This window comes from Kitasatospora sp. NPDC088391 (genome assembly GCF_044753345.1).
In the GTDB taxonomy this organism is placed as follows: domain Bacteria; phylum Actinomycetota; class Actinomycetes; order Streptomycetales; family Streptomycetaceae; genus Kitasatospora.
On record NZ_JBIVNB010000007.1, the window covers coordinates 242,586 to 267,887 of the forward strand.

The following is a 25,302-nucleotide window of genomic DNA, read 5'->3' on the forward strand; positions in this document are numbered from 1 at the left end:
CGGGGGCTTCCTCGGTCACGACGGCTTCGGCGGCCTTCTTCGTGGTGCGCTTGCGCGGGGCCGGGGCGGCGGTCTCCTCGACCACGGCGGTCTCGGTGACCTTCTTGGCAGCCCGCTTGCGCGGAGCCGCCACCGGGGCCTCCTCGGCCTCGACCGGCGCGGCCGCGGCCTTCTTCGTGGTGCGCTTGCGCGGGGCCGGGGCTTCCTCGGTCACGACGGCCTCGGCGGCCTTCTTGGTCGCGCGCTTGCGGGGCGCGGCCACGGGGGCTTCCTCGGTCACGACGGCTTCGGCGGCCTTCTTCGTGGTGCGCTTGCGCGGGGCCGGGGCGGCGGTCTCCTCGACCACGGCGGTCTCGGCGACCTTCTTGGCAGCCCGCTTGCGCGGAGCCGCCACCGGGGCCTCGGGAGCCTCCGCGACCGGAACCGCCTCGACCACGGCCACCGGCGCGGCGGCGACAACGGTCACCACGGCCTCGGCAGCGGCGGCGGTCGGCGAGCCGACCTGCCGGGTCGCCCGCCGACGTCCGGGCCGGGCGGCCGCGGGGGCCTCCTCGACCACGGCCGGGGTCTCCTCGACCACGACGGGCGCCACGGTCTCGACGGTGGTCGAGGCGGTGGACGGCCGGGTCGCCCGTCGGCGACCGGGACGGCCGGACGCGACCGGCGCCGCCTCGGCGACGACCGGCGCGACGACGGCAGCCGGGGCCTCGACCACGGGAGCGGCGGGAGCGGCGGCGGGCGCCTGGACGGCGACCGGAGCGGCCTTCCGGTCGTTCCGCTCGTTCCGGTCATTGCGCTCGTTCCGTCGGCGCGCGCCGGACGGGGCGGAGTCCTGCACCACCAGGCCGGTGAAACGGTCGCGGACGGGCCGCTGCTGCGGCGTCCGGGAGCGGATCACCGGCTCCTCGGCGACCGGCTCCGCGGCGGCCTGAACGACGCTCCGGCGCGGGGCGCGGGTCGGCTCGGCGGCCGGAGCGGCCGTCTCGGTCACCGGCTCCGCGGCGGCGCGGGTGCGGCGGCGCGGAGCGCGGGTCTCGGCGGCGGGCTCCGCCACGACCGCGGCCTCCACGGCCGGGGCCTCGGCGGCCGGGGCCTCGGCCGCGGGGGTCTCGACGGCCTGGGCCTCGACCGCCGCCACCGAGCCGCCACCGCGGCGGTTGCGGGAGCGGCGGCGCGAGCCGCGGCCCTCCGCCGGAGCGGCGTCGGCCAGGGGCGCGGGCGCCTCGGCGACGGGCAGTTCGGTCTCCGGGACGTCGACGGTGGTGGTGACGGCGGCGGTCTCGCCCGCCAGGCCGCCGCCACGGGTGCGCCGGCGCTCGCGGCTGCGGCGGGCCGGACGCTCGGCCGGGGCCGGGGTCTCGACGGCGGCAGCGGCGGGGCGGCCGCCCCGGGGGCGGGCGGCGCGCTGGCCGCGGCCGCCGGTCTCGCCGAGGTCCTCGACCTCCTCGGCGTCCAGGCCGGCCCGGGTGCGCTCGGAGCGCGGCAGGACGCCCTTGGTGCCGGGGGCGATCCGCAGCAGCTCGTACAGGTGCGGCGAGCTGGAGTAGGTCTCCTCCGGCTCGTTGAACGGCAGTTCCAGCGCCTTGTTGATCAGCTGCCAGCGCGGGATGTCGTCCCAGTCGACCAGGGTGACGGCGGTGCCGGAGGCGCCGGCCCGGCCGGTGCGGCCGATCCGGTGCAGGTAGGTCTTCTCGTCGTCGGTGCACTGGTAGTTGATGACGTGCGTGACGCCCTCGACGTCGATGCCGCGGGCGGCGACGTCGGTGCAGACCAGGACGTCGACCTTGCCGTTGCGGAAGGCGCGCAGCGCCTGCTCGCGGGCGCCCTGGCCGAGGTCGCCGTGCACCGCGCCGGCCGCGAAGCCGCGCTTGGTGAGCTGCTCGGCGACGTCGGCGGCGGTGCGCTTGGTGCGGCAGAAGATCATCGCCAGGCCGCGGCCGTCGGCCTGCAGGATCCGGGAGACCATCTCGACCTTGTCGAGCGAGTGCGCGCGGAAGATGTGCTGCTCGATGTTGGCGACGGTCGCGCCGGTGTCGTCCGGGGCGGCGGCGCGGATGTGGGTGGGCCGGCTCATGTACCGGCGGGCCAGCGAGATGACCTGGCCGGGCATGGTGGCGGAGAAGAGCAGGGTCTGCCGCTTGGCGGGCAGCATGGTGATGATCTTCTCGACGTCCGGCAGGAAGCCGAGGTCGAGCATCTCGTCGGCCTCGTCCAGGACCAGCGCGCGGACCTTGGACAGGTCGAGCTTGCGCTGCCCGGCCAGGTCGAGCAGGCGGCCGGGGGTGCCGACCACGATGTCGACGCCCTGCTTCAGCGCCTCCACCTGCGGCTCGTAGGCGCGGCCGCCGTACACGGCGAGGACCCGCACGTTGCGGACCTTGCCGGCGGTCTGCAGGTCGTTGGTGACCTGGGTGCACAGCTCGCGGGTGGGCACCACGATGAGCGCCTGCGGGCTCTCGGAGAGCTGCTCGGCGGTGGCTCGGCCGGCCGCCACGTCGGCCTGGACGACGACCCGCTCGATCAACGGGAGGCCGAAGCCGAGGGTCTTGCCGGTGCCGGTCTTGGCCTGGCCGATGACGTCGTGCCCGGTCAGCGCGACCGGCAGGGTCATCTCCTGGATCGGGAAGGGGTGGACGATGCCGACGGCCTCCAGGGCCTCGGCGGTCTCCGGGAGGACGCCCAGCTCGCGGAAGGTCGTCTTCGTGGGTTCGGCGGTGGTGGACAGGGTGCTGCCTCTTCCGTGTGGAGGGCCGAGTTCGAGCGCGTCCAGCCGCGCCCGGGCAGCCCCGTGCGGGGCGTGTCGGGCGGGCGGCGCGGGGGAGGGGCGTCCCGTTCTGCACGGGTCGTGCGGCGCGCTGTCGGCGCGATCCGCAGCGGCCCTCGCTCGGCCTGATGCGGTGCCTGGGCCCGAGGCTCGGGCCAGGTCGGAGCCGATCGGGTCTCCGACCGGGCATCCGCGTACGTGAGTGCCGGGTGCGGTGTACCGGGCGGCGGACGCCGCCGGGCACGGCTGCGCGGCCTGCCGAGAATCGGACGGGCCGCGCGGGTTCACACCTGGCCTCACTTCCTACCATACAGTCAAGCGACGACTCGAACACGTGACGGTGGCTACTCCGGGCGGCCGCGCCCGGGTGGCGCCCGGACGGCGGGCGGGTTCCGGACCGGTCCGGACCACTAAGGTCAGGTGCCATGGAGACGCAGGAACCGGGTGACGAGGTCACCGACTCGATCGGGCCCTGGACGGCCCGTGCCGCCGACCCGCAGTACCGGGCGGCCGTGCTGGACCTGCTGGGCGCGCTCGCGTACGGCGAGCTGAGCGCCTTCGAGCGGCTGGCCGAGGACGCCAAGTTCGCCCCCGGCATCGAGGAGAAGGCGGCGCTGGCCCGGATGGCCTCCGCCGAGTACCAGCACTTCCAGCTGCTGAACGACCGGCTGGCCGAGGTCGGGGCCGACCCGGTCGCCGTGATGGAGCCGTTCGTCGAGCCGCTGGAGGCCTTCCACCGGCTGACCGCGCCGTCCGACTGGCTGGAGGGCCTGGTCAAGGCGTACGTCGGCGACTCGATCGCCACCGACTTCTACCGCGAGGTGGCCGTCCGGCTGGACGACGACACCCGGGACCTGGTGCTGCGGGTGATGTCCGACACCGGGCACGCCGAGTTCGCGGTCGACCGGGTCCGGCAGGCGATCGCCGAGGACCCGCGGGTCGGCGGGCGGCTCGCGCTCTGGGGCCGGCGGCTGATGGGCGAGGCGCTCAGCCAGGCGCAGCGGGTGGTCGCCGAGCGGGACGCGCTGTCCAACCTGCTGGTCGGCGGCGCCGAGGTGCGCGGCTTCGACCTGGTCGAGGTCGGCAAGATGTTCAACCGGATCACCGAGAGCCACACCAAGCGGATGGCCGCGCTGGGCCTGGCCTCCTGACCGGGCCCGACCGCTCGGGCGCGGGCGGGCGCGGTCAGACGTGCCGGTGCCGGCCCTGCGGCTTCGGCAGCAGGTCCGGCCGGGCCGGCACCGACACCAGCAGCACCGACGCCACCGCGGCGACCGCGAGCTGGGCGAGCGGCGCCCGCCCGTCCAGCACGTAGTGGCTGATCCGCCCGGCCAGCACGGCGGAGACCAGGGCGGTGCCGACCGGCAGCGCCCGCGGGCCCGGGAACAGGCCCGGCCGGACCTGCAGGGCACCCAGCCCGACGGCCAGGCCGACCAGGACGAAGGCGATCGTCTCCCACACGGCTGCCTCCCGGGGCGTGCGACGCTGCGGCAGCACTCCGCCTACCCGCCCCGGGCCGCCGGTACGCACAGCACGGCGCCCCGTCCCCCCGGGCGGGGGAACGGGGCGCCGGGAACGCGGGCTCAGAGCGTGCCGAAACCGACCTTGCGGACGGACGGCTCGCCGATCTCGACGTAGGCCAGCCGGTCCGCGGGGACCAGCACCCTGCGGCCGTGCTCGTCGGACAGCGAGAACAGCTTGCTGGTGCCGTCCAGGGCCTTGGCGACCGCGTCCGCGACCTCTTCGGCAGTTTGCGCGCTCTCCAGGACGATCTCCCGGTTCGCGTTCTGCACGCCGATCTTGACCTCCACGGCTTCCGTCCCTCCGGTAGCTGGCCGCGCGCGCCCCTGCCGCCGTTCGCGGTGGGCGCGCCGTACGGGCATCACCTTAAGGCAGCACGGCCGCCCGGAGGCGAAGGTCGGGGGCCGGTCCGCTCAGGGCCGAATCCGAGGTCAGTCGCCGGCGCCGTTCGGGCCGTCCTGGGTCGGGTGCATCGGGAAGCCCTTCAGGCCGCGCCAGGCCAGGCTGGCCACCAGCCGGACCGCCTCGTCGCGCGGGATCTCGCCGTCCTGGGTGAGCCAGTACCGGGCGGTGATCTGGGCCAGGCCGCAGACGCCGACCGCGAGCAGCTTGGCCTCGGCCTCCGGCAGGTCGGTGTCCTCGGCGATCACCTTGGAGACCAGGGTGGCGCTCAGGTCGGTGGCCCGGTCGACCCGCTCGCGCACCGCCGGGTCGTTGGTCAGGTCCGACTCGAAGACCAGCCGGAACGCGCCGGACTCGCTGGAGACGTAGTGGAAGTACGCCTCCATGGTCGCGGCGACCCGCTGCTTGTTGTCGTTGGTCGCCTCCAGCGCGGCCCGGGTGCCGTCCACCAGGGCGTCGCAGTGCTTGTCGAGCAGCGCGAGGTAGAGCTCGAGCTTGCCCGGGAAGTGCTGGTAGAGCACCGGCTTGCTGACCCCGGCCCGCTCGGCGATGTCGTCCATGGCCGCGGCGTGGTAGCCCTGGGCGACGAACACCTCCTGCGCGGCTCCGAGCAGTTGTTCACGGCGGGCGCTTCGCGGCAGGCGGGCACCGCGCGGGCGCTCCTGCGCCTCCTGGACGGCCGTCACGGCGCTCCTCACTTCACGGTCTGCGATGGGCTGGCAAGGTGATTGATTCTACTTTTCGGTAACCCGTTTGTGCGCGGGTGAAGCCGAGTAAAGCGCACAACCGCCCCTTGTCGGGAGCCCACAATACGACCCGGACCTGGACTGTCCACAGGTCGAGACGGGCCCGCGACAGGGCCGTGACCGGCCGAGGTCCGCACCGGCCGCCACCTCGGCCGTCACTACCATCGTCGTCCATGAGCGCCGTCCCGCACCCCCTCGCCGCCCTGGAGCCGCACCGCACCGTCCAGGTGCCCGGCGCGGAGCTGGCCGTCAGCCGCCACTCCGCACCCCGCCCCGGGCTCCCGCCCGCCCTGTTCGTGCACGGACTCGGCGGGTCCGCCGACAACTGGCTCGAACTCATGGACCTGCTCGCCGACCGGGTCGACGGCGAGGCGGTCGACCTGCCCGGGTTCGGGCACTCCGCCCCGCCGCTGGACGGCAACCTGTCGGTCTCCGGGCACGCCCGCGCCGTCATCGGGTACCTGGAGGAGTCCGGCCGCGGGCCGGTCCACCTGTTCGGCAACTCGCTCGGCGGCGCGGTCGCCGTCCGGCTCGCCGCGCTCCGCCCCGACCTGGTCCGCAGCCTCACCCTGATCTCCCCGGCGCTGCCCGAACTGCCCCCGCAGCGCACCGCCTGGCCCACCGGCCTGCTCGCCCTCCCCGGCGTCGCCGAACTGGTCCGCCGCCGCGGCCCCGCCGCCGACCCCGAGACCGCCACCGCCGACCTGCTGCGGCTGGTCTACGCCGACCCGGCCGGCATCCCCGCCCACCGCCGGGCCCGCGCCGTCGCCGAGTACCGCCGCCGGGCCGCCCTCCCGTACGCGCTGGAGGTGCTGGCCGGCTCCGCACGGGGCGTCGTCACCGCCTACACCGAGCGCGGCGAGCAGTCGCTCTGGCGGCAGGCCGAGCAGGTCGCCGCGCCGGTGCTGCTGGTCTACGGGATCAAGGACAAGCTGGTCTCCTACCGCTCCGCCCGGCGGGCCTGCGCCGCGTTCCGGGACGCCCGGCTGCTGGTGCTCCCCGACTCCGGGCACGTGGCCATGCTGGAGCACCCCGAACCGGTCGCCCGCGCGGTGCGCGAACTGCTCGCGGAGGCCGACGGCCGCCGCTGAGCGGGGCGCACGCGGGGCGCACCCGGCGTGAACGCCGAAAACGGAGCAGGTGCGCGGGAGGTCACGGCCGTTCACCCGATGGGGTGGTAAGCCGGGCCGGGCCCCTGGGGCGTCCGGCCCGGCGCTCTACCTTCGTGTTGTCGGACCGAACAGGTGTGGGGGGCGAGACGGCGAGGGCGGCGGACGCGGGGAGCGGACACCGGCCGAACGGCCGTCGAGCACGGACGCACTCCCCTGTGTCGTAGGGCCCGGAACCCCGTCGAAACGCTCTTGCTCTGGAGGCGTCGTGCGCATCGCTCTGCTCACCGAGGGCACCCTCACCACCGCACAGCGTGACGGTGGCGGCTGGTGCGGCCGCCTGGTCGACGGCCTGCCCGAGCACGAGTTCCGGCTCTACCGGCTGGTCCCCGCCGACCGCCCCGCCCCGCCCACCGGCGTCCGCGGCCTGCACGGCGTCCACGAACTGCCGATGTGGGGCCGCCGCCCCGCCGGGCGCGGGCCGACCGCGCTGCGCCGCCGGGCCTACGTCCGGGCGTACGAGGACCTGGTCCGGGCGCTGGTCGGGCCGGACGGGCGGGACGGGTTCGGGCCCGCGCTGTACCGGCTCGCCGAGCTCGGCCGGGAGGACGACGCGCTGCCCGCGTTCCTCTCCTCCGGCCACGCCCACCGCGCCCTGGAGCGGATCTGGCGGATGCCCGGCGCCGACACCGCCGGCGGCCAGCCGCTGGTCTGCGACGTGCTGGTCGCCGCCGACCTGCTGGAGCAGTGCCTGCGGCCGCTCTCCGCGCCCTGGTACGGCACCGGCACGGCCGGGCTCGGCGGCGCCGACCTGTGCCACGTGGTCGGCGGCGGCCCCGCCGCGCTGCCCGCGCTGGTCGCCCGCGAACTGCACGGCGTCCCCTTCGTCGTCACCGAGCACGGCCTGCACCTGCGCGAGCAGTACCGCGGCTACCGCTCCGCCCCCTACCGCTGGCCGGTCCGCGCCCTGCTGCTCTCGTTCTTCCGGCAGCTCACCGAGGAGACCTACCGGCAGGCCGCCGTGCTCACCCCCGGCAGCGCCTACGACCGGCAGTGGCAGCAGCGGGTCGGCGGCGACGCGGCCCGCACCCGGATCGTGCCCGAGGGCACCCCCGCCACCGGGCGGCCCGCCGCCGGCAAGGAGCCCGCCGCGCCCACCCTGGTCTGGGCCGGCGCGCTGGAGCCCGGCCGCGACCCCGAACTGATGCTGCACGCCTTCGCGCACGTCCGGGCCGAACTGCCGGAAGCCCGGCTGCGGATGTACGGGCAGGAGGGCGCGCCCGGCTACCTCGCGCACTGCGAGGCCATCGCCGAACGGCTCGGCATCGCCGGGGCGGTCGACTTCGCCGGACTGCCGGAGAGCCCCGCCGCGGCCTGGGAGAGCGGCAGCGCCGTGGTGTTCAGCGCGCTCGCCCGGCGCAGCCCCGGGCTGCTCGCCGACGCCATGCTGTCCGGCCGCGCGGTGGTCGCCACCGAGGTCGGCGTCGCCCGCGAGGTGCTCGGCCCGGCCGGGCTGCTGGTGCCGCCGCGCAGCCCGCGCGCCCTCGCCGGGGCCTGCCTGGCGCTGCTCACCGACCACGAGCGCCGCTCCCGGCTCGGCCTGGCCGGCCGGCTCCGGGCGCAGGAACGCTTCGCCGTGGAACCCGTGGTCGGCGCCTTCCGCGAGGTCTACCTCGACCTGGTCTCCCGCTACCCCGCCTTCCCGGCCCGCCCCGGCGCGCAGGCCCGCCCGTTCGCGCGGCCCGCCGAGTACTGGGTGGCGGGCTCCGCGAGCACCGCCGCCGGGTCGGCCGGCGAGCCGTCCGCCGCGGGCGGCGAGACCGGGCCTGCCGCCGGGGCGGAGGGCGCCGGACGGGCGGAGGCCGCCGGTGCGCCGGGCCGGGTGGTGACCGCCGGGGCCGCTGTGCGGACGGTGACGGCCGGCTCGGTCGCCGCCGAGGTCCGGAAGCGGGCCGGGGTCACCCTGGTCAAAGCCGGGCCCGCGCTCGCGGAGGCGCTGTGACCCCGCCCCCCGCCGACCCGGTCCGCGAACTCCTGGACAGCAACCGGGAGTTGTGCGAGCAGGCGATCGACCCGCTGGAGATCGCCGCCGCCCTGGAGGACTCCGGCCTGGCCACCGACGGCGCCGCGCGCTACCGGCACGCCGACGTGTTCGGCCTCGCCGAGGAACTGCACGCCCGGGTGCCGCGCCGCCCGCCGCCGCGCGAGCCGCTGCCGCTCGCCGACCCGCTCGGCCGACTGCCCGCCGCCGCCCTCCGGGGCGCCGCCGCGCACCTGCTGCCGCTGCTGCCCGCGCTGGCCCTCGGCGGCCTGCCCGGCGGGGCGCTCGCGGTGCTGGCCGGGGCCGGGGCCGCCGCGCTCACCGCCCCGCCGCCGCCCGCCCCGCCCGGCCCGCCGCCGGGCCGCGACCCCGGCGAGGGCCTGGTCCGGCCCGCGCCGCCCGCCCCGCCGCCCCGCCGCCCGCCCTGGGCGGCGCTCGGCCAGGGCGCCGGCACCGGCCTGCTGCTCGCGCTGCTCGCCGCCGCCGCGCCCGGACCGGCCGTCGCCGCCGCGCTCGGCGGGGCGAGCGCCGGCTGGGGCGCGGCCTGGCTGCGCCGGCACGGCCGGCGACAGACCGCGGCCGCCACGCTGGGGGAGTTCCGCTCCCGGCTGCGGCCCGTCCTGCCGCTGGCCGTGCTGGCACAGCTCGCCGCCCTCACCGGGCTCGGCTGGGCCGCCGCCCGCGACCGGCCCGCCACCGCGGGGGCCGCGCTGCTGGTGCTCGGCACGCTGTGGCTGCTGGCCGCGGCGGTCCGCGACGCGGGCCGTCCCGGGGCCGCCGCCACCGCCGTGCTGACCGCCGCGGCGGGGGCCGCCGTGCTGTCGCTGCCCGGGCCCGCCCACTGGCTGGGCGCCCCGCCCCCCGGTGGCCTGCTCGCCGCGGGCCTCGGCCCCGTCCTGCTGCTGGCCGGCGGTGCCTGGCCGCTCAGCACCAGGCCGGGGGCGTACCGGTGAGCGCGGCCCCGGCCGGGCCCCGGCGGGCCGCGGACGTTGTCGATCAGATCGTGTTCCGCCCGGCCGGTGCCGGGCCTGATGGAAGGACTTGGGCCCGATGAGGGTGCTGCTGCTGGGAGCCGACGGGTTCATCGGCCGGCGGGTGGCCGACCGGCTGCTGGCCGAGGAGGGGCTCCAGGTGACCGTGCTGGGCCGGGGCGACTCCGCCGACATCAGGTTCGACCTGGCCGCGGGGAGTCCGGGCGCGCTGGCCCGGTTCCTGGACGCGGTGGCCCCGCAGGTGGTGATCAACTGCGCCGGGGCCACCTACGGGACGTCGCGGAACCTGATCCGCTCCAACACCCTGGCGGTGGCCACCGTCTGCGAGGCGATCCGGCGCAGCCGGGAGCCCGCCCGGCTGGTGCACGTCGGCTCGGCGGCCGAGTACGGCCCGGCGCAGCCCGGCGGGCCGATCCCGGAGAGCGCCGAGCCGCGCCCGGTCGGGCCGTACGGGGTGTCGAAGCTGGCGGGCACCGAGCTGGTGCTGAGCTCGGGCCTGGACGCGCTGGTGCTCCGGGTGTTCGACGTGGTCGGGCCCGGCGCGCCGACGGCCTCGCTGTTCGGGCGGCTGGCGGAGGGGCTGCGGCGGGCGCTGGAGCAGGAGGAGAGCCAGGTCCGGATGCCGGACCTGTCCGGCCACCGGGACTTCGTGGACGTCCGGGACGTGGCGCGGGCGATCCAGGCGGCGGCGGTCTCGGCCGCCACCGGGGTGATCAACATCGGCTCCGGCCACGCCGTCCGGGCCCGGGACGCGGCGCACCTGCTGGTCCGGGCGTCCGGCTTCGAGGGCACCGTCACCGAGGACGCCCGCCAGGTGGTGCTGCCGGCCCAGCACGCGGGCGCGGAGGGCCTGCGGGCGGCCGAGGCGCGGCCCGCGGTGGAGCCGGTGCAGTGGCGGCAGGCGGACGTCCGGACCGCCAGGGACCGTCTCGGATGGCGGACGCAGGTGCCGCTGGAGGAGTCGCTCGGCGACGTCTGGCTGGAGACCGCCTGTCGAGTCTGAGGGCGAACGGCCGGGCCTGACCAGGGGGTTGGCGGGGCGGGCGGGGTCTCGGCATCCGGTGCCGGGGATCTCAGCCCGTGGACCTGCTGTCTTGGAATACCCCGGGCACGTGACACTGTTGGCGTAGTCGAAGAGAACCTGACGACCATCGGAGCCCCCGTGTCGCTGCCACCCCTGGTCGAGCCCGCCGCCGAGCTCACCGTCGAAGAGGTCCGCCGGTACTCCCGCCACCTGATCATCCCCGACGTGGGCATGGCCGGGCAGAAGCGGCTGAAGAACGCCAAGGTGCTGTGCGTCGGCGCCGGCGGCCTCGGGTCCCCGGCCCTGATGTACCTGGCCGCCGCCGGCGTCGGCACGCTCGGCATCGTCGAGTTCGACACCGTCGACGAGTCGAACCTGCAGCGGCAGATCATCCACGGCCAGTCCGACATCGGCCGCTCCAAGGCCGAGTCCGCGCGCGACACGGTCAAGGAGATCAACCCGCTGGTCGAGGTGATCCTGCACAACGAGCGCCTCGACAACGACAACGTGCTGGAGATCTTCTCCGGCTACGACCTGATCGTCGACGGCACCGACAACTTCGCCACCCGGTACATGGTCAACGACGCCGCGGTGCTGCTCGGCAAGCCGTACGTGTGGGGCTCGATCTACCGCTTCGACGGCCAGGCCAGCGTGTTCTGGGCCGAGCACGGCCCCTGCTACCGCTGCCTCTACCCGGAGGCCCCGCCGCCGGGCATGGTCCCGTCCTGCGCCGAGGGCGGCGTGCTGGGCGTGCTGTGCGCCTCGATCGGCTCGATCCAGGTCAACGAGGCGATCAAGCTGCTGGCCGGCATCGGCGAGCCGCTGGTCGGCCGACTGATGATCTACGACGCCCTGGAGATGCAGTACCGCTCGGTGAAGGTCCGCAAGGACCCGAACTGCGCCGTCTGCGGCGAGAACCCGACCGTCACCGAGCTGATCGACTACGACTCGTTCTGCGGCGTCGTGTCGGAGGAGGCCTCGGAGGCGGCGATCGGCTCGACGATCACCTCCAAGCAGCTCAAGGAGTGGATCGACAACGGCGAGAACATCGACATCATCGACGTCCGCGAGATCAACGAGTACGAGATCGTCAGCATCCCGGGCGCCCGCCTGATCCCGAAGAACGAGTTCCTGATGGGCACCGCCCTGCAGGACCTGCCGCAGGACAAGCGGATCGTGCTGCACTGCAAGACCGGCGTCCGCTCGGCCGAGGTACTGGCCGTGCTGAAGGCCGCGGGCTTCTCCGACGCCGTCCACCTGGGCGGCGGCGTGGTCGGCTGGGTCAACCAGATCGAGCCGCACAAGCCCAGCTACTGATCGTCGTGGCACCGGGGCCGCCCGGTCGGGAGCATCCGCTCCCGGCCGGGCGGTTCCGCGTTGTGCGGGTCCTCAGTCGGCGGTGAGGCCGTGCAGGGCGCCGGTGCGGCGCATCCGGTGCTCGAAGAACGGGCGCCCGTCGGCGGTGATCCGGGCCAGGTGGCCGAACAGCTCCAGCGAGACCGCGCCCAGCAGGTCGCTCCAGGCGCCCAGCGCGGCCACCACCAGGTGGTCGGGCGGGCCGGGGGGCAGCCGGTCCAGCAGCGGGGCCAGCGCGGCCCTGGCGGCCGCCGGGACCGCCGGGTCGCCGACCGGGCGGTAGGCCCCGGCCGCGGCCGCCTCCGCGAACAGCCGGCCGACCAGCAGCGGCAGCCGGGTGCCGGGCCCCGTGGTGTCCTCCGGGGCGGTGTAGCCGGGCACCGGGGAGCCGTGCACCAGCGCGAACTCGTGCGGGTGGGCCAGCGCCCAGTCCCGCACGGCGTGGCAGACCGCCAGCCAGCGCTCCGGGTGGCCGGCCGCCGGGGCCGCCGCGGCGGCGTCCGCGGCGTCGCCGAGCGCGTCGAAGGCGTCCGCGATGAGGGCCGTCAGCAGGGCGTCGCGGCCCGGGTAGTAGCGGTACAGCGCGGAGGCGGAGACCAGGCCGACGTCCCGGGCCAGCGTCCGCATGGACAGCCCCGCCGGGCCGTCGGCGGCCAGCTGGCGGCGGGCCGCGTCCTTGATCTCGCGGGTGAACTCGGCGCGGACCCGCTCGCGGGGGGTGGGGGCCTTCGGCATGCGGGCCATCATCCCAGCGGGCGAGAACAGGGGCAACTTTCGAGTATGGCGTTCTCTTGAGAGAACACTGTTCTTGACACGGGGGACGACGCTGCGCCAGGCTGGGCGTCGAGCGAGAACACCGTTCTCCCGAACCCGAGTGGAGCACCGCATGAGCACGCACCTGGTCGTCGGCGCCGGACCCGTCGGCGCCGCCACCGCCCGGCTGCTCGCCGCCCGCGGCGAGGACGTCGCCGTGGCCACCCGCACCGCCGCCACCGCCCGCCCCCTCGACGGCATCCGCCGCCTCCACCTGGACGCCGCCGACCCCGACGCGCTCACCACCGCCGCGACCGGCGCCGCCGTGCTCTACAACTGCGCCAACCCGCCCTACCACCGCTGGCCCGAGACCTGGCCCGCCCCCGCCGCCTCCCTGCTGACCGCCGCCGAACGCACCGGCGCCGTCCTCGCCACCGTCTCCAACCTGTACGGCTACGGGGCCGTCGACGGCCCGATGAGCCCCGACACCCCGCTGCGGCCCAACTCCGCCAAGGGGGAGGTGCGCGCCGCGATGTGGCGCGAGGCGCTGGCCGCGCACCGGGCCGGACGGGTCCGGGCGACCGAGGTCCGCGGCTCCGACTACCTGGCCCCGAACGCCGTCAGCGCGCTCGACGCCCGCGCCTTCGGCCGGGCGCTGGCCGGACGCACCGTCCAGGTCCTCGGCGACCCCGACGCGCCCCACAGCTGGACCGCCCCCGAGGACGCCGCCCGGCTGCTGGTCGCCGTCGGCGCCGACGAACGCGCCTGGGGGCGGGCCTGGCACGTGCCCGGCAACGCGCCGCGCAGCCAGCGCCAGGTGATCACCGAACTCTGCGCGGCGGCGGGCCGCCCGGCGGTGGGCGTCACCCGCGTCCCCGGGCCGGTGCTGGCGCTGCTGGGGCTGGTCAACCCGGTGATCCGCTCCGCGAAGGAGACGGTCTACCAGTTCGAGCGGCCGTTCGTGATCGACGACAGCGCGACCCGGGAGGTCTTCGGGCTGGAGCCGAAGCCGTGGGCGGAGATGCTCGGTGAGATCGCCGCGGGTTCTGGTTTCTAGGGGCGCGGGGAACGGCGGGGCCGAGAGGCTGATCGCCGGGGCACAGTGGGGCGCCACGGGGCTTTCGCCGAGGACCTTCGGCCCGAAACGGGGTGGCGCACAGCGGCCCGTCGGTCACCCGCCCCTCGGCACCGCCGTTCCCCGGGCCCCTGGAGCTTCGCTCCCGGCGGGCCCGGGTGGAGCTTCGCTCTTGGCGGGTCCCGGAGAGGTCCAGCGGCCCTACAGGGCTCCCTTGCGCTGGAGGACGTTGTAGGCGATCCAGCCCGGGAGGACGGGGAGCCAGAAGGTGAGGAGGCGGTAGAGGAAGACGGAGGAGGTGGCGGCGGTGGCGGGGACGCCGGCGAAGGTGAGGGCGGAGATCAGGGCGATCTCGACCGGGCCGATGCCGCCGGGGGTGGGGATCGCGGAGCCGGCCGCGTTGGCGGTCAGGAAGACCACGGCGACGGCCGCGTAGGTGACGTGCCCGCCGCCGCCGAAAGCCTGGATGGAGGCATCCAGGCAGGCGGTGAAGGAGAGGGTCAGCAGCAGGATGCCGCCGAAGCCGGTGACCAGCTTGCGGGGGGTCTGCATCAGGTCGAGCATCCGGGGGATCACGCCGAAGAACAGCGCGCGGACCCGGGTGACGACGAAGCGGCGCAGCGGCGCGACCGCCGCGACGACCAGGGCGAGGACGGCGGCGGTGAGGACGCCGATGATGACGGCGCGGGAGGCGCCGAGGTCGCCGTTGGTCTGCGAGCCGGTGATCAGGCCGAAGGCGAACAGCAGCAGCAGGTGGCCGCCGAGGCCGGCCAGCTGGGAGGCGCCGACGGAGGCGACGGCCTGGACCGGGCGGATGCCGGCCCGCTGCAGGTAGCGGGTGTTGAGGGCGATGCCGCCGACCGCCGCAGGGGCGACCAGCTTGACGAAGGAGCCGGCCACCTGCGCGGCGACGGTGCGTCCGAAGGGGAGCCGCTCCGGGACGAAGCCGGTCAGGCTCATCGCGGCGGCGACGTAGGAGAGCGCGGAGGCGGCCAGCGCGGCCGCCGCCCAGCCCCAGTTCATCTGGGAGACCTTGAACTGGTCGGGGCGGATGGTGGTGAGCGCCAGGTAGGAGGCGAAGGCCAGCGCCACCACCATGATCAGGGTCCGGGGCTTGAGCCGCTCCAGCTTGGCGGGGGCGATCGGCGCCTCGGGGGCGACCTGCAGGATCTGCGCCCGGATGCGGGAGAGCAGGTCCTCGCCGGCCTGGGCGATGTCTTCCTCGGCCTGCTGCTGGGTGCGCTCGCCGGCCGCGACCTGCTTGAGGGCGAGGGCCTGGGCGGCGGTCTTCCGCTCCTTGGTCATCCGCTGCAGGTCGCCGCGGGTCTGCCGGCTCAGGCCGACCGGCTGGAGCAGCGGCAGCGCCTCGGCGATCCGGGTGGGGCCGAGGACGGCGGTGGCGACGGCGACGGCCCGTTCGGGGCCGACCCGCAGGGCGAAGGTGGTGAGCAGCTGGGCGACGTCGATGCGCAGGGTGAGGTCGCCGGCCGCGATGTCGCCGCCGGACAGGTTGACCAGGCAGCCGGTCCGCTCGTCGACGGCCAGCAGGGACTCGCCGGTGAGGCGGCGGTGCGCGATCCGGCGCTCGTGCAGGGTGGCGACGGAGGCCCAGAAGGAGGCCATCACCGCGTCGGTGACCTCCTCGTCGTGGAGTTCGTCCAGGGTGCGGCCGGCCACGTTCTCGTAGACCAGGATCGCGGCGTCCGGGCCGAGTTCGGAGGTGGCGACCAGCTGCGGGGCGCGGGCCCCGGAGGCGGCCGCCGCGTACGCGATCAGGGCCTCCTGCTCCAGGGCCTGGCGGAGCGACTGCGGGCTGCGGCGGACCGCGACCGAGCGCAGCCGCAGCCGGCGCCAGGCCCGGTAGAAGAAGCCGGAGGCCTGCTGCTCGCGGTCGATGATGTGGACGTCGAGGAGCGGGCCGGTCTGCTGGGTGACCAGGTAGCGGCGGGTGCCGCCGGGCGCGTCCGGGGCGAGGTGCGCGGCGGACGGGGCGAAGCCGACCTTGCGCAGGCCGATCATCAGGTGCTGCCCGGTGGGGCGGATGTTCGGCGAGCCGATCGCGTACAGCGTGCCGTACGCCACCGACCAGCCGATCAGCACGGTGAGCAGCAGCGAGAGCGGGGTGGTGTTGCCGTTGATCAGCTCGGCGGCGCCGGACAGGATCACCACTATCCACAGGGCGACCCGCCAGCGCGGCCGGCTCGACATGCCGACGGCCGTCATGTAGGCGATCACCGGGGCGAGGTAGCCGTGCACCGGGTCGGTGAGCGTGTCGCTGCCGCCCTGGACCACCTGGGTGAGGGCGTCCCGGATCTCCTTCGGGGCGCCGGCGGCGACCCACCAGTCCACGCCCAGCGAGACGCCGTAGGCGAGCACCGAGGCGAGCACGCCGTCGGCGACCCGCAGGCCGTCGCGTTTGATCAGGCGCTCGACGGCGAACACCAGCGGCACGGTGAGCACCGCGACGGAGGAGACCAGCGCGGAGATCTTCGAGAGCACGCCGGGGATCCGGTTGGCGTTGACGGTGATGTCGTTCTCGATGCCGGTGGTGGTGGAGACCGCCACCTGGGCGAGCACGAACACCGCGATGATCCCGAGCAGGCCCGCCAGGAAGCGCAGCAGGTCGGAGGGCCGGTGCGCGCGCGGCGCGAGCAGCGGCTCGTCGACGGCCAGGTACTCGCCGGCCGGCTCCTCCTCGACCGGCGCGCCGTGCGCCGGCACGTCCGTCGGCCCCGCTGTGTCCGGACGCCCCGGCGGCCGGTCGGGCCCGTCGTCCGGCGGCAGCTGTGCGGCCACCGCTCCCTCCCCCGTGTGGTGCGCGTCCCGTGCCCGGTGGCGCAGGTCGACCGGTGGGGCGCCCCCGCCCCCGCGGGCGGAACCGTCGGTGGCGGACTCCCCGGAGTCCTCGTCCACGTTCAATTCAGCCGTCCCGGTCATCTGGTCTTGTTCCTCGTGAGTCGCACTGCCCCGAAGATGCTGCCATGCCCGGAACCCGGGTGCGGGCCAGGGGCGGCATCCCGCGCGCCGGGTCGCCCGCACGGGGTGCGGGAAATCGACCGGATGGGGAAGAATGCGGCGGATGACCGAACCCGAGGACGCGTCCGAGATCCCGCCGTACGCCGAGGCGGTGCTCGACCTCGCCGAGCGGATTCCGCCGGGGCGGGTGATGACGTACGGCGACGTCGCCGAGTACCTGGGGCGCGGCGGCCCCCGCCAGGTCGGGCGGGTGATGGCGCTGTACGGGGCGCCGGTGCCCTGGTGGCGGGTGATCCGGGCGGACGGGCGGCCGCTGCCCGGCCACGAGCACCGGGCGCTGCCCGAGTACCGGGCCGAGGGCACCCCGCTGCGCACCGTCGGCGGCGAGCCCCGGGTCGATCTGCGGACCGCCCGCTGGGACGGCACGCCCGTGACCGGGGGAGGTGCGCCGGAGGGGTCTGTGGGTGCAGGATCGTAGGCTCGTCGCGGCGCGCCCGCCCCACGGCCCGCCACCGAACCACTGAACCGCCGTACGACCCTGGACCGCAGTGACCTCACCGTTCCGCCTGGTGCGCAGCCCCCTCGCGCAGCCCGACCCGCCCGTCCTGGACGCGTTCCAGCAGGCCGTGGTCGCGCACGCGGGGGGGCCGCTGCTGGTGCTCGCGGGGCCCGGGACGGGCAAGACCACCACGCTGGTCGAGGCGGTCGCCCGCCGGGTCGCCGACGGCACCGCGCCCGAACGCGTCCTGGTACTGACGTTCAGCCGCCGGGCCGCGATGGAGCTGCGGGACCGGATGACCGCCCGGATCGGCACCACCGCCCCGCAGGCCACCACCTTCCACTCGTTCTGCTACGCCCTGCTGCGCGCCCACCAGCCGCCCGAGGAGCAGGCCGAGCCGCTGCGGCTGCTGTCCGGCCCCGAGCAGGACGTGATGGTCCGCGAACTGCTCGCCGGCGGCGCCGAGGACACCAGGGCCGGGACGGCCAGCATCCGCTGGCCGCTCGACCTGCGGGCCTGCCTGACCACCCGCGGCTTCGCCGACGAGGTCCGCGCCGTGCTCGCCCGCAGCCGCGAACTCGGCCTCGGCGAGGACGAGCTGGCCCGGTTCGCGGCGGGCGTGGAGCGCCCCGACTGGGCCGCCGCCGCGCACTTCCTGGCCGAGTACCTGGACGTCCTCGACCTGCGCGGCGTCCTGGACTACGCCGAGCTGGTGCACCGCGCCGTGCTGCTGGCCGAGCGCGAGGACGTCGCCGCCCGGCTGCGCGAGCGCTACGACGTGGTGTTCGTCGACGAGTACCAGGACACCGACCCGGCCCAGGTCCGGCTGCTGCGGCGGCTCGCCGGCGGCGGCCGGGACCTGGTCGCGGTCGGCGACCCCGACCAGTCGATCTACGCGTTCCGCGGCGCCGACGTGAACGGCATCCTGGAGTTCCCCGACGCCTTCCGGCAGGCCGACGGCCGCCCCGCCGAGGTCAAGGTGCTGCGGGTCTCCCGGCGCTCCGGCGCGGTGCTGCTGGCCGCCTCCCGCGAGCTGGCCCGCCGGATGCCGATGGGCCGCCTCCCCGCCGACAAGCTGGCCGCGCACCGCGCCCTGCTGCCGTCCAGGGAGGGCGGCGCGGTCGAGGTGTGCACCTACCCGACGCCCGGCGCCGAACTCGACTCGGTCGCCGACCTGCTGCGCCGCGCCCACCTGGAGGACGGCGTCCCGTGGGGCGAGATGGCGGTGCTGGTCCGGGCCGGCGCCCGGACCATACCGGGCGTGCGCCGGGCGCTGGCCGCCGCCGGCGTCCCGCTGGAGATCGACGGCGACGACCTGCCGCTGCGCGACGAGAGCGCCGTCGTCCCGCTGCTGCAGGCGCTGCGGGTCTGCGCCGAGGGCGAGGGCGCGCTCACCGCGGACCTCGCGCACGCCCTGCTGACCGGCCCGCTGGCCGCGCTCGACGGCTCCGACCTGCGCCGGCTAGGCCGGACCCTGCGCGAGGAGGAGCGCCGGGCGCTCGCCGAGGACGGCGCGCCCGGCGTGGTCCGCCCCGCCGAGGAGCTGATCCGGGAGGCCCTGGAGCGGCCCGAACTGCTCGCCCTGCTGGACGCCCCGTACGGCCGCCGCGCCTACGAGCTGGGCGTGCTGCTGCGCAAGGTCCGCGAACTGCTGGCCGGCGGCGCCTCCGGCGAGGACGCGCTCTGGGAGCTGTGGGACGGCTCCCGGCGCTGGCGCGAACGGCTGGAGCGGGCCGCGCTGCGCGGCGGCCCGGCCGGCCGCAACGCCGACCGGGACCTGGACGCGCTGTGCGCCCTGTTCGAGAGCACCGCCCGGGCCGAGGAGCGGGTCACCGGGCACCGCGGCGCCCTCGACCTGCTCGCCGAGATCGAGGCCCAGGACATCGCCGCCGACACCCTGCACGTGCGCGCGGTGCGCCCGGACGCCGTCCGGCTGATGACCGCGCACCGCTCCAAGGGCCTGGAGTGGCGCCTGGTCGTGGTGGCCGGCGTGCAGGAGGGCCTCTGGCCCGACCTGCGCCGCCGCGGCTCGCTGCTGGAGGCCGACCGGATCGGCCGGGACGGCCTGGCCGAACCGCTCACCCCGGCGGCGCTGCTCGCCGAGGAGCGCCGGCTGTTCTACGTCGCCGCGACGCGCGCCAAGGAACGCCTGGTGGTGACGGCCGTCAAGGCGCCCGCCGAGGACGGCGACGAGCCGTCCCGGTTCCTGCGCGAGCTGTACCGGGAGACCGTCGACCGGCGCACCGGCCGGGTGCTGGAGCGCGTCCCGCAGGTGAAGGTCGCCGAGGTGACCTCCCGGCCGCGCCGCCCGCTGTCGGTGCCCGCGCTGGTCGCCGAGCTGCGCGCCGTCACCGTCGACCCGGACCGCTCCCCGCAGCTGCGCCGGGCCGCCGCCGAGCGCCTGGCCACGCTGGCCGCCGCGCTGGACGAGGACGGCCGCCCGCTCGTCCCGGCCGCCCACCCCGACCAGTGGTGGGGCCTGCTCGACGCGACCGCCGCGCCCGAGCCGCTGCGCGAGCCCGCGGAGCCGGTCCGGCTGTCCGGCAGCGGGCTGGAGCAGCTGGAGGCGTGCTCGCTGCAGTGGTTCCTGGAGAAGGACGTGCAGGCCGGTCGGAGCGCCTCCGCCGCCCAGGGCTTCGGCAACGTGGTGCACGCCCTCGCCGACGAGGTCGGCTCCGGCCGCACCCCCGCCGACCTGGCCGTCCTGATGGAACGGCTGGACACCGTCTGGGACGCGCTGGCCTTCGACGCCCCGTGGAAGTCCACCCAGGAGAAGACCGAGGCCCGGGCCGCGCTGGAGCGCTTCCTGCGCTGGCACGTGCTGGAGCGCGGGCGGACCACCGTCGCCACCGAGCACGGCTTCGACCTGACCATGGACGTCGGCGGCGTCGCGGTCCGGGTCCGCGGCTCGATGGACCGGGTCGAGACCGACGGGGTCGGCCGCGCCTACGTGGTCGACTTCAAGACCGGCAAGCGGATGCCGACCGACAAGTCGCTCCCCGACCACCGCCAACTCGCCGTCTACCAGCTGGCGGTGCGCGGCGGCGCGCTCGACGGCCTGCCCGGCTTCGAGAACGGCGCGGTGCCCGGCGGCGCCGAACTGGTCCACCTGCGGGAACCCGCCAAGGGCGACCCCGAGGCCCCCCGGGTGCAGCAGCAGCTGCCGCCCGCCGAACCCTGGGTGGAGGACCTGCTGGTGCAGACCGCGGGCAAGGTGCTCGCCGAGCGGTTCGCCCCCACCACCGGTGAGCGCTGCGGCAGTTGCGCGTTCCGCGGCAGCTGCTCCGCGCAGCGGGACGGCCGGCATGTCGTCGACTGAGCCGCGACCGGACGCCGCCGGGCCGCATCCGGACGAGCCGGAGCCGTTCGAGTCGGCGCCGTTCGAGCCGAATCCGTTCGAGCCGGAGCCGTTCGAGCCGCCCGCCGGGCCGCCGTCGTACCCGGACGAGGCGCCCGCCGGGCTGCCGTCGCGCCGGGCGGAGCCGTTGCGGCACCCGGCCCAGCTCCGCGAACTCCTCGGAATCCCGTTCAACGACGAGCAGTTGGCGGCGATCGGCGCGCCCATGGCCCCCGGCGTGATCGTGGCCGGCGCGGGCTCCGGCAAGACCACCGTGATGGCCGCCCGGGTGGTCTGGCTGGTCGGCTCCGGCGCGGTCCGCCCCGAGCAGGTGCTCGGCCTGACCTTCACCAACAAGGCGGCCGGCGAACTCGCCGAACGGGTCCGGACCGCGCTGCTGCGGGCCGGCGTCCGGGACGAGGAGGAGGACGCGCTCGGCGAGCCGCAGATCTCCACCTACCACGCCTTCGCCGGCACCCTGCTCAAGGAGCACGGCCTGCGGCTGGGCATCGAGCCCGACGTGCGGCTGCTCGCCGACGCCACCCGCTTCCAGCTCGCCGCCCGGGTGCTGCGGCAGGCCCGCGGCCCGTTCCCGGCGCTCACCGGCACCTTCAGCGCGCTGGTCGCCGAACTGATCGCGCTGGACTCCGAGCTGGCCGAGCACCTGGTCGAACCGGAGCGGCTGCGCGCCTACGACGAGGAACTGCTCGACGAACTGGCCGCCGTCAAGCTCACCAACGAGGACCTGCGGGCCGTCCCGAAGGCCGCCCGCGGCCGGCAGGAACTGCTCCGGCTGGTCGAGGACTACCGGGCCCGCAAGCAGCAGCTCGGCCTGCTCGACTTCGGCGACCAGATCGCCGCCTCGGCCCGGCTCGCCCAGCAGCGCCCCGAGGTCGGCCGGCTGCTGCGCGAGCAGTACCGGGTGGTGCTGCTGGACGAGTACCAGGACACCTCGGTCGCCCAACGCCTCATGCTGGCAGGGCTGTTCGGCGGCACCGGGGGCGCCGGGCACCCCGTCACCGCGGTCGGCGACCCGTGCCAGGCGATCTACGGCTGGCGCGGCGCCTCGGTCGCCAACCTGGACGAGTTCCCCCGGCACTTCCCGCAGGCCGACGGCGGCCCCGCGCACCGCTTCGCGCTCAGCGAGAACCGGCGCAGCGGCGGCCGGCTGCTCGCCTTCGCCAACGGACTCGCCGCCCCGCTGCGGGAGATGCACGAGGGCGTCGAGGCGCTGCGCCCCGCGCCCGGCGCCGAGCGGGACGGCTTCGTCCGGGCCGCGCTGCTGCCCACCCACGCCGCCGAGATCGACTGGCTGGCCGACTCGATCGCCCACCTGGTGGACACCGGCACCGCGCCCGGCCGGATCGCGGTGCTCTGCCGGGCCGGCGGCTCCTTCCCCGACCTGCACGCCGCCCTGGTGGCCCGGAAGGTCCCGGTCGAGGTGGTCGGCCTCGGCGGGCTGCTCCAACTCCCCGAGGTGGCCGACCTGGTGGCCACCTGCGAGGTGCTCCAGGACCCGACCGCGAACGCCGCCCTGGTCCGGCTGCTGATCGGCCCGCGCTGGCGGATCGGCCCCCGCGACCTCGCCCTGCTCGGCCGCCGCGCCGCCGCCCTGGTCCGCACCGCCCGCTACGGCGACCAGGACCCGCTGGCCGCCGCCGTCGCCGGGACCGACCCCACCGAGGTGGTGTCGCTCGCCGACGCCCTGGAGACCTTCGTCGACGCCGAGCAGCCCGACGAACTCCCGTTCTCGCCCGAGGCCAGGGTCCGGTTCGCGCGCTTCGCCCGGGAGATCCGCGACCTGCGCCGGGCGCTGGCCGAACCGCTGATGGACGTGCTGCACCGGGTGCTGAACGCCACCGGCCTGGAGGTCGAGCTCTCCGCCTCCCCGACGGCGCTGGCCGCCCGCCGGCGCGAGACGCTGCACTCCTTCCTGGACATCGCCGCCTCCTTCGCCGACCTGGACGGCGACCCCGGCCTGGCCGCCTTCCTGGGCTTCCTGCGCGCCGCCCAGGAGTACGAGCGCGGCCTGGACGCCGGGCTGCCCGGCGGCGAGGACACCGTCAAGGTGCTCACCGCGCACAAGTCCAAGGGCCTGGAGTGGGACGTGGTCGCCGTCCCCGGCCTGGTCAAGGGAGGCTTCCCGTCCGGCCAGGGGCGCGAGCGCTGGACCTCCACCCGCAAGGTGCTGCCGCACGCCCTGCGCGGCGACGCGCCCACCCTGCCCGCCGACCCGGCCTGGAACGCCAAGGGCATGAACCTGTTCAAGCAGGAGATGACCGAGCACGGCGGGGTCGAGGAACTCCGGCTCGGCTACGTCGCGTTCACCCGGCCGCGCTCGCTGCTGCTGGCCTCCGGGCACTGGTGGGGGCCCACCCAGAAGCGCCGGCGCGGGCCGTCCGAGTTCCTGCTCCGGCTGCGCGAGCACGGCGAGCAGCCCGGCAACGGCGAGATCGAGCACTGGGCCGAGGAGCCGGCCGCGGACGCCGAGAACCCGGCCTTCGACGTCTCCGTCGAGACCCCCTGGCCGCTGCCGCTCGACCCGGCGGCCCAGTACGCCCGCCGCCGGGTCGCCGAGGTGGTCCGGCGCCGGGCGGCCGGGGCGCCCGCCCCGGAGCCCGAGCCGATGGGCGTCGAGGACCAGCGCCTGCTGGCCTCCTGGGACCGCGACCTGACCGCGCTGCTCGGCGAGCTGGAGCGCTCCCGGCGGACCGTCCGGGACGTCGAGCTGCCCGCCTCGCTCTCCGCCTCCCAGCTGATGCGGCTGGCCGCCGACCCGGACGGCTTCGCCCGCGACCTGGCCCGCCCGATGCCCCGCCCGCCCGCGCCCGCCGCCCGCCGCGGCACCCGCTTCCACGCCTGGGTGCAGTCCCGCTACGACCAGCCGCTGCTGTTCGACCCCGAGGCGCTGCCCGGCCTGGAGGCCGACGAGATCGAGGACGAGCGCGACCTCGAACGCCTCAAGGACGCCTTCCTGCGCGGCCCCTACGCCCACCGCACCCCGCACCGGGTCGAGGCCCCGTTCCAACTGGTGCTGGCGGGACGGGTGGTGCGCGGCCGGATCGACGCGGTCTACCGGGACGCCGACCGTGGCACAGGGTCACCGCGCTACGAGGTGGTGGACTGGAAGACCGGCCGCGAGGACAGCGGCGACCCGCTCCAGTTGGCGATCTACCGGCTCGCCTGGGCCGAGCAGGAGGGCCTGCCGGTCGAGCAGGTCACGGCCTCGTTCTGCTACGTCCGGTCCGGCCGGATCGAGACTCCGGCCGGACTTCCCGGCCGAAAAGAGTTGAGCGATCTTCTGATCGGGAATAGATAGAAAAGAGTCACGCAGAGCATTCAACTCGTCACGAGATCATGCGAAACCTGTGCGCCCTGCACGTTTCGTGCCTATTGTGGGGTCGGTAACCGGTCATCCCCCGTACTCCGGCCGCCGTCAGGGCCCGCACCCCTGACCTCCCGTCAGACCCGCAGGTGCCGAGCAGCACCCGCACCTTCCGCTGGAGAGACCGACGTTGAGCGCGACCGGATGGATCAGGGACGTCCTCCACGGCCCCACCCCGGGGCCGACCTCCAACACCGTGACCGGCACCTGGCCGAAGACCTCGCACGCCCTGCCGCTGGTCGGCATGGCCCTGATCGTCTCCCTCGACCTGCTGACCAACAGCCAGGTCACCGTCGAACCCGCCCTGACCGCCGTCCCCGCCCTCGCCGCGGTGGTCTCCCGGCGCACCTGGTACCCGCTGCTGGTCGGCGCCCTCGCCGAACTCTGCGCCTTCGGCATGGCCTGGTACAACGACGTGCTCGGCCAGTCCGTGCACACCGCCACCGTCGCCGCGATCGTCCTGATCGCCGGCATCGGCCACCTCAGCGCCACCCTGCGGCTCCGCCAGGAGCACGCCCTCGCCGAGGCCCAGCTGGTCGCCGAGATCGCCCGCCGGGTCCTGCTCCGCCCGGTCCCCGACCGGGTCGGCCAGGTCCGCGTCGCCGTCCGCTACGCCGCCGCCGCCGCGCACGCCTCGATCGGCGGCGACCTGTACGAGGTGGTCAACACCCGGCACGGCGTCCGCGCCGTCGTCGGCGACGTCCGCGGCAAGGGCCTGGCCGCCGTCGAGACCGCCGCGGCCGTCCTCGGCGCGTTCCGCGAGGCCGCCCACCAGGAGCCCGCCCTCGACCGGGTGGCCGGCTGGCTCGCCGTCAGCCTCGACCGGGCCCTGCACGAGAACGAACACCCCGGCGTCGACGAGGAGTTCGTCACCCTCGTGCTGATCGGCGTCCGCCCCGACGGCGTGCTGGAGATCGCCAACTGCGGCCACCCCGCGCCGGTCCTGCTCCGCGGCGAGGAGCCGCCCGTCCTGCTCGCCGCCGACGAGACCGTCCCCCCGCTCGGCGTCCTCGACCCCGCGGACGTCTGCCCGCCGCTCCAACTCGTCGAGGCCGCGCCCGGCGACCGCATCCTGCTCTACACCGACGGCGTCATCGAGGCCCGCGACCACCGCGGCGCGTTCTACCCCCTCGCCGACCGCCTCCCGCACCTCGCCGACGGCGGCCCCGTCGACGTCCTGCGCCGCCTCCACGACGACGTGGTCCGCCACGTCGGCCACAAGCTGGGCGACGACGCGGCCATGCTGCTGCTCCAGTTCGACCCGGTCGCCGTCCCGCCGCAGGCGCCGCACCCGACCGAGGCGGCGAAGCGCTCCTAGTCCC

The 25,302-nt window shown here is 76.0% G+C and carries 17 protein-coding genes; 11 read left to right on the plus strand and 6 right to left on the minus strand.

What is annotated here, in order from left to right; all coding sequences use genetic code 11:
• Positions 1-2,611: DEAD/DEAH box helicase (locus ACIQBJ_RS22385; RefSeq protein WP_400713213.1), on the minus strand; the 2,611-nt coding region annotated here is incomplete at its 3' end.
• A 578-nt stretch (positions 2,612-3,189) separates the two neighbouring features.
• Between ACIQBJ_RS22385 and ACIQBJ_RS22390 the strand changes: the two genes are divergently transcribed.
• Entirely contained in the window at positions 3,190-3,915 is a 726-nt protein-coding gene (locus tag ACIQBJ_RS22390; protein ID WP_400713216.1) for a ferritin-like fold-containing protein, read from the plus strand.
• A 34-nt stretch (positions 3,916-3,949) separates the two neighbouring features.
• On the opposite strand, the gene ACIQBJ_RS22395 is transcribed toward ACIQBJ_RS22390, so the two are convergent.
• The 3 genes from ACIQBJ_RS22395 to ACIQBJ_RS22405 form a co-directional block, all read right to left on the minus strand.
• Entirely contained in the window at positions 3,950-4,225 is a 276-nt protein-coding gene (locus ACIQBJ_RS22395; protein WP_400713219.1) for a hypothetical protein, read from the minus strand.
• 122 nt (positions 4,226-4,347) lie between these two features.
• The gene (locus ACIQBJ_RS22400) at positions 4,348-4,575 is read right to left on the minus strand and encodes a DUF3107 domain-containing protein (RefSeq protein WP_400713222.1); all 228 of its coding nucleotides are present in this window, start codon (positions 4,573-4,575) and stop codon (positions 4,348-4,350) included.
• 141 nt (positions 4,576-4,716) lie between these two features.
• Positions 4,717-5,373 (minus strand): TetR/AcrR family transcriptional regulator, encoded by a 657-nt coding sequence (locus ACIQBJ_RS22405; RefSeq protein ID WP_400713225.1) that lies wholly within the window; start codon positions 5,371-5,373, stop codon positions 4,717-4,719.
• Positions 5,374-5,606: 233 nt separating this feature from the next.
• Between ACIQBJ_RS22405 and ACIQBJ_RS22410 the strand changes: the two genes are divergently transcribed.
• The 5 genes from ACIQBJ_RS22410 (at position 5,607) to moeZ (ending at position 11,916) form a co-directional block, all read left to right on the plus strand.
• Positions 5,607-6,524 (plus strand): alpha/beta fold hydrolase, encoded by a 918-nt coding sequence (locus tag ACIQBJ_RS22410; RefSeq protein ID WP_400713228.1) that lies wholly within the window; start codon positions 5,607-5,609, stop codon positions 6,522-6,524.
• A gap of 286 nt (positions 6,525-6,810) precedes the next feature.
• Positions 6,811-8,544, plus strand: coding sequence for a DUF3492 domain-containing protein (locus tag ACIQBJ_RS22415; RefSeq protein ID WP_400713231.1), 1,734 nt, complete (start codon positions 6,811-6,813; stop codon positions 8,542-8,544).
• Complete coding sequence (locus ACIQBJ_RS22420) at positions 8,541-9,536, plus strand: hypothetical protein (protein WP_400713234.1); 996 nt, start codon at positions 8,541-8,543, stop codon at positions 9,534-9,536. The genes ACIQBJ_RS22415 and ACIQBJ_RS22420 overlap by 4 nt, the downstream gene beginning before the upstream one ends.
• Positions 9,537-9,633: 97 nt before the next feature.
• Complete coding sequence (locus ACIQBJ_RS22425; RefSeq protein WP_400713237.1) at positions 9,634-10,578, plus strand: NAD-dependent epimerase/dehydratase family protein; 945 nt, start codon at positions 9,634-9,636, stop codon at positions 10,576-10,578.
• Positions 10,579-10,737: 159 nt separating this feature from the next.
• Entirely contained in the window at positions 10,738-11,916 is a 1,179-nt protein-coding gene (gene moeZ / locus ACIQBJ_RS22430) for an adenylyltransferase/sulfurtransferase MoeZ (protein ID WP_400713240.1), read from the plus strand.
• A gap of 72 nt (positions 11,917-11,988) precedes the next feature.
• On the opposite strand, the gene ACIQBJ_RS22435 is transcribed toward moeZ, so the two are convergent.
• Positions 11,989-12,690, minus strand: coding sequence for a TetR/AcrR family transcriptional regulator (locus tag ACIQBJ_RS22435; protein ID WP_400713243.1), 702 nt, complete (start codon positions 12,688-12,690; stop codon positions 11,989-11,991).
• 151 nt (positions 12,691-12,841) lie between these two features.
• On the opposite strand from ACIQBJ_RS22435, the gene ACIQBJ_RS22440 reads away from it, so the two are divergent.
• Positions 12,842-13,765 (plus strand): NAD-dependent epimerase/dehydratase family protein, encoded by a 924-nt coding sequence (locus ACIQBJ_RS22440; protein WP_400713246.1) that lies wholly within the window; start codon positions 12,842-12,844, stop codon positions 13,763-13,765.
• A 219-nt stretch (positions 13,766-13,984) separates the two neighbouring features.
• Here ACIQBJ_RS22440 and ACIQBJ_RS22445 read toward each other — a convergent pair whose 3' ends face one another.
• Entirely contained in the window at positions 13,985-16,720 is a 2,736-nt protein-coding gene (locus tag ACIQBJ_RS22445) for a lysylphosphatidylglycerol synthase domain-containing protein (protein ID WP_400713249.1), read from the minus strand.
• A 142-nt stretch (positions 16,721-16,862) separates the two neighbouring features.
• Between ACIQBJ_RS22445 and ACIQBJ_RS22450 the strand changes: the two genes are divergently transcribed.
• The 4 genes from ACIQBJ_RS22450 to ACIQBJ_RS22465 all read left to right on the plus strand — a co-directional run bounded on the left by ACIQBJ_RS22450 (position 16,863) and on the right by ACIQBJ_RS22465 (position 25,298).
• Positions 16,863-17,237 carry an MGMT family protein gene (locus ACIQBJ_RS22450; RefSeq protein WP_400713252.1) on the plus strand — a complete coding sequence of 125 codons (375 nt, stop codon included), beginning with the start codon at positions 16,863-16,865 and terminating at the stop codon, positions 17,235-17,237.
• Positions 17,238-17,307: 70 nt separating this feature from the next.
• Entirely contained in the window at positions 17,308-20,577 is a 3,270-nt protein-coding gene (locus tag ACIQBJ_RS22455; RefSeq protein ID WP_400713255.1) for an ATP-dependent helicase, read from the plus strand.
• Positions 20,564-23,914, plus strand: a complete 3,351-nt coding sequence (locus tag ACIQBJ_RS22460) for an ATP-dependent DNA helicase (protein WP_400713258.1) — start codon at positions 20,564-20,566, stop codon at positions 23,912-23,914. Before ACIQBJ_RS22455 ends, ACIQBJ_RS22460 begins: the two co-directional genes overlap by 14 nt.
• 196 nt (positions 23,915-24,110) lie before the next feature.
• The gene (locus tag ACIQBJ_RS22465; RefSeq protein WP_400713261.1) at positions 24,111-25,298 is read left to right on the plus strand and encodes a PP2C family protein-serine/threonine phosphatase; all 1,188 of its coding nucleotides are present in this window, start codon (positions 24,111-24,113) and stop codon (positions 25,296-25,298) included.
• Positions 25,299-25,302 lie beyond the last annotated feature (4 nt).

Excerpts from the sequence above, each read along its gene's own strand:
- ACIQBJ_RS22390 (WP_400713216.1), top strand. The coding sequence starts at position 3,190 with ATGGAGACGCAGGAACCGGGTGACGAGGTCACCGACTCGATCGGGCCC.
- ACIQBJ_RS22410 (WP_400713228.1), top strand. The coding sequence starts at position 5,607 with ATGAGCGCCGTCCCGCACCCCCTCGCCGCCCTGGAGCCGCACCGCACC.
- ACIQBJ_RS22425 (WP_400713237.1), top strand. The coding sequence starts at position 9,634 with ATGAGGGTGCTGCTGCTGGGAGCCGACGGGTTCATCGGCCGGCGGGTG.
- ACIQBJ_RS22435 (WP_400713243.1), bottom strand. The coding sequence starts at position 12,690 with ATGCCGAAGGCCCCCACCCCCCGCGAGCGGGTCCGCGCCGAGTTCACC.
- ACIQBJ_RS22440 (WP_400713246.1), top strand. The coding sequence starts at position 12,842 with ATGAGCACGCACCTGGTCGTCGGCGCCGGACCCGTCGGCGCCGCCACC.
- ACIQBJ_RS22445 (WP_400713249.1), bottom strand. The coding sequence starts at position 16,720 with ATGACCGGGACGGCTGAATTGAACGTGGACGAGGACTCCGGGGAGTCC.
- ACIQBJ_RS22450 (WP_400713252.1), top strand. The coding sequence starts at position 16,863 with ATGACCGAACCCGAGGACGCGTCCGAGATCCCGCCGTACGCCGAGGCG.
- ACIQBJ_RS22460 (WP_400713258.1), top strand. The coding sequence starts at position 20,564 with ATGTCGTCGACTGAGCCGCGACCGGACGCCGCCGGGCCGCATCCGGAC.